This window comes from Cobetia sp. Ld8 (assembly GCF_045066615.1).
Classification (GTDB): domain Bacteria; phylum Pseudomonadota; class Gammaproteobacteria; order Pseudomonadales; family Halomonadaceae; genus Cobetia; species Cobetia amphilecti.
Genome location: NZ_JBISHF010000008.1, coordinates 879,127 through 891,485 on the forward strand (window position 1 = coordinate 879,127; position 12,359 = coordinate 891,485).

4 protein-coding genes are annotated in these 12,359 nt (G+C 67.4%); all 4 read right to left on the reverse strand.

Features of this window, described 5'->3' with window-relative positions:
* Positions 1-10 precede the first annotated feature (10 nt).
* The 4 genes from recD to ACJJV2_RS14690 all read right to left on the reverse strand — a co-directional run bounded on the left by recD (position 11) and on the right by ACJJV2_RS14690 (position 11,984).
* Positions 11-2,143 carry an exodeoxyribonuclease V subunit alpha gene (gene recD, locus ACJJV2_RS14675; protein WP_405281936.1) on the reverse strand — a complete coding sequence of 711 codons (2,133 nt, stop codon included), beginning with the start codon at positions 2,141-2,143 and terminating at the stop codon, positions 11-13.
* Positions 2,144-2,147: 4 nt separating this feature from the next.
* The gene (gene recB / locus ACJJV2_RS14680) at positions 2,148-6,362 is read right to left on the reverse strand and encodes an exodeoxyribonuclease V subunit beta (RefSeq protein WP_405281938.1); all 4,215 of its coding nucleotides are present in this window, start codon (positions 6,360-6,362) and stop codon (positions 2,148-2,150) included.
* Entirely contained in the window at positions 6,359-10,441 is a 4,083-nt protein-coding gene (locus ACJJV2_RS14685; protein WP_405281939.1) for an exodeoxyribonuclease V subunit gamma, read from the reverse strand. Before ACJJV2_RS14685 ends, recB begins: the two co-directional genes overlap by 4 nt.
* 205 nt (positions 10,442-10,646) lie before the next feature.
* Positions 10,647-11,984 (reverse strand): MFS transporter, encoded by a 1,338-nt coding sequence (locus tag ACJJV2_RS14690; protein WP_107335530.1) that lies wholly within the window; start codon positions 11,982-11,984, stop codon positions 10,647-10,649.
* Between the last annotated feature and the right edge of the window lie 375 nt (positions 11,985-12,359).

The following is a 12,359-nucleotide window of genomic DNA, read 5'->3' on the forward strand; positions in this document are numbered from 1 at the left end:
GGTGTCCGGCCTAGAGCACCAGCCCGCTGGCTCTCACCACGCGTCGTTCAATGGCGCCTTCCAGCGTCTCGCGGCGGGTTCCCGCCAGCGTGACCCGCGACTTGGCCCGCGTGATGCCGGTGTAGACCAGCTCGCGGGTCAGAATCGGGTTGGCGCCCTCAGGCAACACGAATAACACATGGCGGAACTCGGAACCCTGCGACTTGTGGACCGTCATCGCGAAGACCGTCTCCACCGCCTCGAGGCGTGACGGCAATACCGCGCGTACGCCACGGTGGAAGCGCTGGATGTCGGTGTCCTGCCCATCACGCTCGGTGTCTGGCGTCGCCTCCTCCTCGACCGGGAAGAACACGCGCAGACGCCCCCCGGCGGCGGGGTCCGGCAGGGTGATGCCGACATCGCCGTTGTAGAGCCCCAGCGCGCGGTCGTTGCGCGTCACCATCACCGGGCGACCGGAGTACCAGCCGCGCTCGTCGGCGATCAGTCCGCGCCGCATCAGCACCCGCGCCACGCGCTGATTGAGGCCATCGACGCCGTAGGGGCCACGGCGCAGCGCGCACAGCAGCTGGAACTCGAGCAGCAGGTCGATCACCTCACGCGCCGGACGCCGCTCACGCACGGCCTCCAGCGCCGGGCGGTAGCCATTGATCACCAGCTTCTCGAGATCGCGGTCCTCCGGGCCACTGAGCTTGAGCCAGGCGATGTCGCGATAACCGGCCTTCCAGACATCGCGCAGCGCCTGACGATCCCCGGCGTTGCTGGCACGAGCCAGGGCACCGATGCCACTGTCGGCAGAGAAGCGATAGCTCTTCTGCAGCACCACCACGTGATCGGCGAGTCGGCCGCGCGTCGCTGATGTTTCCTCCAAGTCCTGGCCATCAGGCACGGCGATGGCCTGCTCCAGTGTTTCGCCGGTCAGGCGGGTGAGATCTTCACACAGCGCCGGTGAGTAGCGCGGCGGCAGCGCATGCTCGCAGAGATCGCCCAGCACGGCGCCGGCTTCCACCGAGGCCAGCTGGTCCTTGTCGCCGAGCAGAATCAGGCGGGCGTGGGCGGGCAGCGCGCCGAGCAGCGCCGCCATCAGGTCGAGATCGACCATCGAGGCTTCATCCACCACCAGCAGGTCCAGTGCCAGCGGGTTGCCGGCGTGATGGCGGAAGTGGCGCGAATCCGGGCGAGCGCCCAGCAGGCGGTGCACGGTGCTTGCCTCGCGCGGGATGGCGGCGCGTACCGCGTCTGGCACCTCGAGCTTCGCCACCGCCCCGCGGATCGACTCCGACAGCCGCGCCGCCGCCTTGCCGGTCGGGGCGACCAGGCGGATATCCAGCGCCCGCCGCTCGTGCGGTTGGCCTGCCTCATTGCTTTCCACCTCGGCCTCTGCACCGTCAGTTCCACCCGCCAGCGCCTGAGCCTGCAACAGCGCCAACAGACGCGTGACGGTGGTGGTCTTGCCGGTGCCGGGGCCGCCGGAGATCACCGTCAGGCGCTGACGCAGCGCTAGGGCGCAGGCCAGCTTCTGCCAGTCCGGCTCGCCATGCGGGTCCGGCCGATTGCTGGCGAACAACTCGCGCAGACGCTCGCCCAGCGCATCGCTGACCCGTGTCTCGCCCTCCTCGCTTGGCCCCATCCGTGCACGCAGCCCCGCCGCGACTTCACGCTCGGCCTGCCAGTAACGGCGCAGATAGAGGCGCTCGCCCACCAGCACCAGCGGGCGCAGCGGCAGATGGCCTGCCGGAGAATCGGCCTGCGCCAGCACGCTGACCAGCCGCGATGCCGCCAGTTGCTCGGCCCAGCGCCCGGCATCGAGATCCGCCAGGAAGGCTTCCGGCAGGGCCACGCTGACCTCGGCCAGATGCGCCTCGGACTGCTCCAGCGGCGGCAACGACAGGGTCGCGCGTGGCTCGGCCAGCGCCCGCGACAGCGACAGGCACACATGCCCGCGTCCCAGCTGGTGGCTGGCCAACGCGGCCGCCAGCAATACGCTGGCCGGGGCCTCCGGCACATGGCGCGCCATGAAGCGCACCAGATGGGCATCGACGCGCCTAAGCCAGCCCAGCTCCACCCACAGGCCGAGCGTGGCGAGCAGGGTGTCGGCAGTCGGGGCGTCAGGGGCAGCGCTGTGCTGCTGCGTTGGCACAGACATGGTGTCAGACATCGAAGGCCCCCTGCTGGCCGCTTTGCGTGAGTGGCGAGGTGTCGGTGGTGTTGAGGAGCAGGCTATCCAATGCGGAGCTGTCGCCGCCCAGCCAGAGATCCAGCGCCTCGATCAGCGCCTGTGATGGCCTGCGCTGGAACACTCCGGGTGTCGCCATTCCGGGCGTCTCCCCTTCGGCGTCCACCGCAAGCGCGGGTGAATCACCGCCGGCATCCAGGCCACGCAGGAAGACATACAGCACCCCGCCCATGCAGCGCTCGTAATCGTAGTCCTCACCGAGGCGCGCCTTGAGCAGACGATGCAGCGCGAGGGTATAGAGCACGTATTGCAGGTCGTAGCGGTGCTCGACCATGGCGCGGGCCAGTGACTCGCCAAGATAATCCTCGGGGCGCTCGCCCAGATAGTTGGATTTCCAGTCCAGCACGTACCAGCGCCCGCCGGACTGGAAGGTCAGATCGATGAAGCCCTTGAGCATGCCGTGCATGCGGCGTGGCGCGAGCCTGGGCCGCGAGCGCGGCAACGGTTCCAGCGCGGTGACCACGGCATCCAGCGGCAGACTGCGTGCGTGCACGGCCGGCAGCCAGAATTCCAGCTCCGGCAACCAGGCCTCCAGCCGGTTGAGCAGGATAGGCTCGCCCTCGAAGCCCTGCAGCGGGCGGGTCAGCGCCTGCTCCAGCCAGTCGGTGAGACGCGGCTGCCAACTGGCATCGAAGCCACCGAAATGCAGCCGTGAGCCCACCAGCCGTTCAAGCTCGCCGCGATAGTCATCCGCACCGAGGCGATCGAGATCCACCGCCTCCAGCAGACCATGCAGGAAGGTCCCCGGGCGCGGTCCGCGCGGGAAATCATGCAGATGGATCTCGCCCACCGTCATCGGCAGGCCGCCGGCCAGCAACGGACCGGACTGCCCTGCCACCTCGCGGTCCGGGCGTGTCAGGCCCTGCTCGCCTTCTTCCAGCGCGATCTCGGTGGCGCCCTCGGGCACGCGGTCATCCGCGGCATCGGCGGTGTCTTCCAGCGCCGCCGTCACCTGACGGGCATCGGTGAGCAAGGCGGTGTAGGAGGCGATCCACCAGTCATCCTCGATGCCGCCCGCGAAGTGGCGCGCGCCATGGAAGTGCTGATCGCGCTCCGCCGGGGGCTGATATTCGTGGCCTACTAGTGCGGGCAGGCCGGAAACGCGCGCCAGTCCGGCAGACTGCTGATCACACCAGCCGTGCAGCGCGGCCTCGATGGCGCTGGCCTCGATATCCGGGGTATCACTCAGGCCGAGCAGGTAGCCGACGGCGGTGGACGGCAGGCTCAGCTGCTTGCTGAAACCGCCCTTGCCGATGGGCGCCAGTCCCAGCCAGCAGGCGAACTTGGGACGCGTCAGCGCCACGTAGAGCAGACGCACATCTTCCATCAGCCGTGCATGGTCGGCCGCCGCGATGGCCTCCCTGGAGGGCTTCTTGACCAGGATGCTGTCATCGAGAGCGTCATCCTCCTGATCGACTCTGTGAGCAGACACTTCCTCGTTATCGTCTTCCTCGTCATCGCTTCCCTCTTCAGCCGTGGCCAGCCAACGCTGCTTGAGGGTCAGCAGGCCGAAACTCCTGTCCGGCTCGGCCGCGCGGAAGCTGGCCATGAACGGCAGCAGGACGATGGGATACTCAAGCCCCTTGGACTTGTGGATGGTGACGACGCGCACCAGCCCCTCATCACTTTCCAGCCGCTGACTGAGGCTGTCGCTGTCCAGCGCTTCATGGCCGGATTCCAGCGCCTGATGCCACCAGCGCAGCAGCGCCTGCTCGCCATCGAGGCGCTGGGCGGCATTCTGGGCCAGCTCGCCAAGGTGCAGCACATCCGTCAGGGCGCGCTCGCCCCCGGCGCGCGCCGCCAACCGCTCACCGACCCTGAAATCGCGCATCACGCCGCGCAGCATCGGCAGCACGCCACGCCGCTGCCAGTCGCGGTGATAGCCATCGAAGCGCTCGACCTCACGCTCCCAGGCCAGCTCATCCACCGCGAGGCGTTCGACCAGCGAGAGATCCTCGGCCAGCAGCCGCGTCGCCAGCGCCGCGCGCAGGCGGCGGTCATCACGCGGATGGGCCACGGCCTCGAACAGCTGCAGCAGCTCGAAGGCCTCCGGCGTGTCGAATACCGAACTCTTCTCGCTCAGATAGACGCTGCGGATGCCGCCTTCGGCCAGCGCGCTACGTACCGCTGCAGCCTCGCGGCCGTTGCGCACCAGCACGGCGATATCGCTGGCAGCCACGCCACGCGGCGTCGAATCGCCTTCGTCCATGAACACCAGCCCCGGCTCGCCCGCCGCCAGACGCTGCTGTCCTTCCAGCAAGGCCTGGATCTGGGCGCGACAAGCACCACTCATGGCGCGGCGGTGGTCATCGGCGCTCAGACGCTCACCGCTGGCCCACCACAGGTTCAGCGCGCAGGCGGCCTCTTCGCGGCCATCCGGATGACGCAGTACCAGCCGGGTGCGCGTGCCCTGGGCCTCGACCGGCTGGAAGGGAATGTCCTCACTGCCGAAGGGCGCCTGATGCTGGGCGAACAGGGCATTCACCGCGGACACCATCGCGGCGCTGGAGCGGAAGTTGCGCGGCAGGGTGAAGCGCGAGCTGGTGACCTTGCGCGCCGCCAGATAGGTGTCGATATCGGCGCCACGGAAGGCGTAGATGGCCTGCTTGGGGTCACCGATCATTAATAGCGTGCTGGGCGCCTCGCCAGCATCGTTGCCGACATCACTGTTGATGGCATCGTCGTCGGACGGAGCATCGCCCGCCGTCTGCGGATAGATGCGCCGGAAGATGCGGTACTGGACCGGATCGGTGTCCTGAAATTCGTCGATCATCGCCACCGGCAGCTCCTGACGGATCTGGCGCGCCAGTCGCTGGCTGGCCTCGCCATTGAGCGACGGGTCCAGTGCGTGATCGAGATCATTGAGCAGGTCCGAGAATTCCCACAGCCCGAGGCGGCGCTTCTCGCAGATCAGGGCGCGGGCGACGCTGTCACGCGCGTGCACGGCGACCTGATCCAGCAGCACGGCGTCCGGGGCGGGCACCTCGGCCAGCATGTCCAGCGCCGCGAAGAAGGGATGGCGCGGCGTCTGGCAGTTCTTCTTGGTGCCCTTCTCGAGCTTGGCCTGACTCAGCCAGCACAGCTTCTTGCTGTCGAGCATGTCGGCGGCGAAGTCGTGCTCGCCGCTGGCCAGCCAGGCAGCCGTCGCCGCCAGTCGAGGCTCGAGCTCGGCTTCCTTGTAGCTGTTGCCGTTGAGCGCCTTGCTGGCGAAGGCCTCGCCCATCACCGCGCGGATGGCCGGCTCATCGAAGCTTTCCTCGACGGCGCGCCGGGCGGCCTCCTGCTGCTGACGCCACTGTTCGGCATTGCCGAGCAGCTCGCTCAGATCATGCGGGGCCTCAAGACATTCGCCGTCGCGGTACAGCGGGCGTGGCGTGCCATCCCGCAGCAGGCCGCGCAGCTCCTCTCCCAGCGCGTCGGGCCCGGCCCAGCGCCCACGGATCAACGCCTGCCACTCGCGGGCCAACGGATAGAACTCGCAGCGCCAGTAATCCTCGACGCAGCGCGCCAGCAGCGACTGGCCATCCTGCAACAGCTCGGCGCCGAAGCGTCCGCCGGCATCGAAGGCATGTCGGCTGAGCATGCGCTGGCAGAAGCCGTGGATGGTGAAGATGGCGGCGTCATCCATCAGGCGCGCGGCCTGATCGAGGCGCCGTGCCGCGGCAGCCTTGAGGCGCGCTGCGTCCTCGGCAGGTGATGGTGTCAGCAGCGGCGCGAGCAACTCGGCCAGCACCGGATCAGGGCTGGCACGCCCCAGCAGCGCCTCACGCGCCTGCTTGAGGCGCGCCCGAATGCGGTCTCTAAGCTCCGCGGTGGCGGCTTCGGTGAAGGTCACCACCAGTATCTCCGGCGGCGTCAGCGGGCGCGGATAGCAGACGCCCGCGTCCTGGCCGGGCAAGGGCCCGAGCACCAGCCGCACGTAGAGCGCGGCGAGGGTGAAGGTCTTGCCGGTGCCGGCACTCGCCTCGATCAGATGCTGACCGAGCAGGGGCAGCGTCGGAATATCGAGGGCCTGGCCCTGCTGGCTCTGATCCATCTCGTCACTCATTGCCGCTTCCTTGTCCTGAGCGATGCCACTCCTCACGCCACTCTCCACACCGCGCATGTCTTCCACTCCGGTATCGCTCATGACGTCGCCTTCCCGGTGGCAAGCTCCACCGCGCGTTCGCCGAGAATGCCCTGACGCACACCGATCATGCTCTCGATCAGTGGCTGATAGAGCTGCACGCTGTTGAGCACGCCGCCGGCCTGTGCAAAGGCCTCGAACTCCGGCCACAGCTCGCCCAGCGCGCCTTCCTGACGCCTGAGCGCCTGGGGGCCCTTGAAGATGTCTTCGCTGAAGCGGGTTTCCATGGCGCGCGTCAGACTCTCACCAAGCCAGGGCTTGTGAATGGCCCCGAGCGCCGTCTCAAGGTTTGCGCTGCCGTCAGCGGCCTGCGCCTTGAGCACGCCGAACAGGGCATTGCGATCCTCCTCGCCCACCACCTCCCAGAGGGTGGTCGCCAGTTCCAGCGCGGCCGCCAGCGGCGCCTGCCAGCCCTGGGCATACGCCTTGACGAGATGGCGCAGCGCGGCCTCGGCCTGCTCGATGCGCAGCGCGGGGAACAGCAGCCAGCGGTCCTCGAACACCGCAAGCCACTGATAGCCTTCACGGCTTGCGCCCTGATCGCCTGCCACCTCCCCGAGGCCGGGACGCGCATTGGCCATCAGCCAGTCGAGGTAGCCGGCCAGCAGACGATGCGGCTTGCCGAGCTTCTTGTAGCGCCCTTCCTTGCCGGGCTTGAGGGTGCCGAAGTGGGTCGCCTCCAGCGTGGCCAGCAGGCGGCTTTCGCCCTCGGCGTCATCGCGCAGCTGCTGACGGCTGACCAGACGCGTGGTGAGGGTCACGCGCAACATCTCGCCGCCCTCATCCTGCATGATCAGCGGTACCTCGAGGGTGCGCGGCGGCAGCGAGAGGGCATCGCTGAGCTGGTCACGCCAGCTGGCCAACTGCTGATCCAGGCGCTTGAGGCGCGGTTCGATCAAGGCATCGGCAAAGCCCAGCGCCGGCAGCCGCCCGGCACGGCGCAGACGTTCGGCGGCCAGCGGCAATGACTGCCCGGCAAGCGCGGCGTCCAGCAGCTCGCGGGTCAGGGTGAAGTTCTCCAGCCCGTCGGGGGCGAAAGGTTCATTGTCTTCATCCGGCACCTCGGCATCGCGGAAGCGCACGCCGACGCGGTCCAGCCCCAGCTGCCAGGGGCGGCGCAGGAAGCGCGCCAGCGAATCTGCGCCGAGGCGCAGATGGGACTCCGGCGCCTGCTCCACCAGCTGCCTCAAGGCAGTCGCTGCCGAATTCGCCTCGGCCTCACTGGAGTTTTCCTGATTCTTTTCAGTTACTTGAGCCTGACCCGCCGCGCGATACAGGCTCGACCAGCTGGCGTCATAGCTGAACAGATCGACGGCCGCTGCCTGGGAGGCATGGAAATAGCGCCGCGAGAACGGCTGCAGCGGGTGTTCGGTGATCAGGCGCTCTCGCAGCGCCGCCTCCCGCGAACGCTTGGCGGAGTGCGGCTGCTCGGGCTCCCAGCCCAGCTCGATGTAGTCGAGCAGTTCACCGACCAGCACCGAGGGCGGCCGCTCGCCGTTGTCGCGCTGGTCACGCCCGACCCACGAGATCGACAGGCGATCCCGCGCCGCCAGCAGCGCCTCCAGGAACAGGTAGCGATCATCGTCGCGGCGTGAGCGGTCGCCCGCCTGCGGGCGGCTGGCCATCAGGTCGAAATCCTGCGGCATGCGCACCCGCGGGTAGTCGCCATCGTTCATGCCCAGCAGGTGCACTTCGCGGAAGGGAATCGCACGCATCGGCATCAGGGTGGCGAAGTTGACGCGCCCGGCGAGGAAGCGCTGGGCGAGACCGCCGCTGTCCAGCTCGCCGCGCAGTGCCTCGCGCACCACCTTGAGCGACAGACAGCCCTCGAAACCGGCCTGCTGCCAGCCCTTGTCGAGGCGTGAGAGCGCCGCCTGCAGACGCGCCAGAATGTCGAATTCCTCGGCGCTGTCCGGGCTGAGGCTCTCCTCCCACAGCCGCTGCAGCGTGGTGGCCCAGTCCGCCGGCGTACGCGAGGTATCCAGCCAGCGCCGCCAGCGATCCAGGCTCTCGATCAGCTCGCCGACCTTGCCTGCCAGCTCGGCCTCGAGACCGGCCACTTCATCGAAGGGCACCACGCCGTCGAAGCTCAGGCCGTTCATGTCGACAAGGCCGTCCATCAGATCATCCACCTGGCCATCCATCAGGTCGGCGCTCTGCTCATCGCCAACTCCCCCCTGCGGCGGTCCACCGGCCGCCGGGGAGCCGGCCTCCGGGGCGCCGGCCGCCGGGGTGCCGGTGGCGTAGCCCAGCAGCATGCGCTCGAGCCCGAAGCGCCAGCTGTTCTCGTCGAGGGGCATGAAGCCGAGCTGCTCGCGGTGCTCGCCGGAGAGTCCCCAGCGCACGCCGCTGTCGGCCAGCCAGCGCCGCAGACGCTCGAGCTCGCCCTCCTCGATGGCGAAACGACGCCGGAAGGCGGCGACATCCAGCGCATCCAGCACCTCGCTGACGCCGAGACGGCGCTCCGGCAGCTCCAGCAACATCAGCACCAGCCCGAGCAGCGGATTGGCCTGACTGGCCACGCGGTCGGCGATGGTGAAGGGAATATGGCGCGGATTGCCCGACGGCAGCTGACCGAACACCGCCTCGATATAGGGGGCATATCGGTCGATGTCCGGCACCATCACCAGGATGTCGCGCGGCCGCAGCGGCTCGCCCTCGCCACGTTTCTCGGCATCATGGGCGCGCTCGAAGGCCGCCAGCAGGCGGTCGTGGAGGATCTCGACCTCACGCAGCGCCGAGTGGGCGCTGACCAGACTGATGGAGTCGTCATCGGCCGCGAGCACCCGCGGACTGCCCTCGGCCAGCGCACGCTCGCCGGGGTGGACCAGCTCGAGTATCTCGTCCTGGATCTGCTGCAGCAGCGGTGCCTGCTCGGGTGGCGTGTCCTCGCTGATGCGCGGCACGAAGACGTCCAGCTCGAGATCGAAGCCGCTGTCGCGCCCCGACAGCGCGCTCTCGAATTCATACAGGCTGACGATGAAGTCACGCCCCTGTGCGCCAAGCCCTGCCAGCAGCGGGTTGGCCTTGAGGTGCAACTCCTCCTCCGCCAGCCCGATCAGCGCCGGCGCCTCGGGGTGACGGGCACGCTGTTGCGCGAGGCGCTCGCTGTCCATGCGCTGGCTGTCTGCTCGCGAACTGCGCCGCACGGCTTCTCGGTCGGAGACGATATCGCCCCAGTAATGGCGGCAGGGATTGGTGATCATCAGGTAGATGTCCATCACCCCGGACAGCGCATGCAGCGCATCCAGCGTTTGGCCCGGCAACGCCGAGATACCGAACACGAACAGGCGTGGCGGCAGTGGATGACGACGTGTCGAGGGCAGTGTCTCCAGCGCGCGCGCCGCCGCGACGAAGCGACCATGCAGGGCGGCGCGGTGATGCTGGCGGCTGCTGGATGGCGCATCGGCCAGTACCGCTCGCCACAGTGCCGGCTGCCACTGCTGGCTGTCCGGCAGGTTGTCGGGCAGCAGATTGGCCGGCAGCTCGCTTGCGGCCTGCTGGCGCGCGAAGGCATCCCGGAAGTTGTCGTCTTCAAGCCCGCTCTCCCAACTGCGCACCCACTCGGGGCGATAGTTGAGGTACTGATCGAACAGGTCCGCCAGCTGGCAGGCCAGCTGCCACTGCTGACGCTCAGCCTCCGGGCCTTCGGGCAGCGCTGGCAATGCGTCCTCACCGACCGCCTCGATCAACTGGCCACGCTCATCGCGACACAGATAATCCCTGAGCGGCGCATAGCATTCGGCCTGGGATTCATCGGCCAGCAGCCCCGGCAGCAGGCGCAGCAGACGCCAGGCAAGCGGGCCCTTGTCGAAGGGCGACAGTTCCGGAATCTCGTCGCCCAGCACGCCACCCAATACCCCGCGATAGGCACGCCACACGAAGCTTGAGGGCAGTGGAAAATCCACCGAGGCGGCGATGCCATCGGCCTCGGCCAATGACAATCTCAGCCATTGGGCCATGCCGTTGGACTGGACGAGGAAGGTTTCCGGCACCAGCGGAGGCTGAGGCGCGGCCTTGATCACCTTGAGGGCCAGATCGCGCAGGTCCTCGAGGTGATTGGCGTGAAGAACGGTAAACATGCGGGCATCCTGCTGGGAGTGACAACCCGGCCATCGTGGCCGTGGCAAGCCGCTGCGCGGAAGAGACAATGAATGGTTCTATCCTAGCGTCGCCGTGGCGCCGGCCCAAACGAAAAACGCGCACCACCCAGAGGGTGATGCGCGTTTTCAGGCAGAGGCAGGCCACAAGGGCCTGCCTCTCATCCTGCGATAGCAGACACGCTGATCAGACGATGCGCATCAATTCACGGCCGCGCGGGCTGATCGCCAGCCACAGGCCGAGCACCACGCCCATCAGCGACAGCGCCGCCACGTACCAGGTGGGCGACAGCGGCGAGACGGTCATCATCAGCGAGACCAGAATCGGCGTGAAGCCACCGAAGATGGCGTAGGCGACATTGTAGGAGAACGAAAGGCCAGTGAAGCGCACCGCCGGCGGGAAGCCGCGGATCGCGATGCTCGGCACCGCGCCGACGATGCCGACGCTGAAGCCGGTCAGGCAGTAGAGCGGCACCAGCAGGCTGGGGTCTGAGTGCATGGTGGCGAGGAAGACCCAGTAGGTGATGCCCAGCAAGGCGCTCCACAGCACCAGGGTGACGCCGGCGCCGATGCGATCGACCATGTAACCGGAGACGATGCAGCCGACGCACACCGCCACGATCGCCAGACTGTTGGCGGAGAAGGCCGCGGCACGGCTCAGGCCCTCGAGGCCCGCGATCAGGCTCGGCGTCATCAGGATCACGACCACGATGGCAGCGGTCAGAATCCAGGTGACCGCCATCGCCACGGCAATCGCCGGACGCTGTTCCCGCAGGATCATCTTCAAGGGCAGCTCGGCGGCCAGCGCCTTCTTCTGCTGCATCTCGGCGAATACCGGCGTCTCGTGCAACCAGCGACGCAGATAGACCGAGAACAGCCCGAACACGCCGCCGATGATGAACGGAATCCGCCAAGCGAAATCACTGACCTCTTGCGGGGTGTAGACACTGTTGATGGCGCTGGCCATCAACGAGCCGAGCAGGATGCCCCCCACCAGACCCATCGAGAGCGTGCCGCAGGCCAGGCCATTGTGACGCGGTGCAACGTGCTCGCTGACGAACACCCAGGCACCCGGCACCTCACCGCCTACCGCCGCGCCCTGGAACAGACGCAGGATGATCAGCAGCAGCGGCGCCCACATGCCGATGACGGCATAGGTCGGCAGCATGCCCATCAGCAGGGTCGGCAGCGACATCATGAAGATGGAAAGCGTGAACATCTTCTTGCGGCCGAGCGTATCGCCGAAGTGGGCCATGATGATGCCACCCAGCGGGCGCGCCAGATAACCGGCGGCGAAGATGCCGAAGGTCTGCACCTGACGCAGCCACTCGGGAATGTCGGGCGGGAAGAACAGCTGGCCGACGACGGTGGCGAAGAACACGAAGATGACGAAGTCATAGAACTCGAGGGCGCCGCCGAGAGCGGACAGACCGAGAACCTTGATGTCACCACGCTTGAGCGAATTTTCGTTTGGCAAATCGTGTGCAGCGGGGGCGGAGCCCGCTGCGGGGACGGAATCGTTCATGGATCTCTGTTTAGCGGGGGCTGGTGTCCAGCGATGGTCAAGGGTGATTCACGCGTCGCACATCTTGTCTTGGAGGCTTTCAGTCGGGGAGACATCATCTTGTCGGGAGACATCATCCAACCGAGAGACATCATCGATCACGGAGCGGAAGTCGTGCTGATGATGACTGAAAGCACCGGGGTTGCCCCGGAGGCGTGGCGATCATGCGGAATCCTGCCAGCGTACGACGCATCACTGTATTGCAAAAAACACAATACAGATCGATGCAATCATGCGTCTCATGTATCGCGTCCAGAGTAGCAAAGGCGACCTTGGCTGGGTAGCGTTCGCTCACTGTTTGGCAGGGGTATTGCGGGAAATCACGCCGACCTTGCC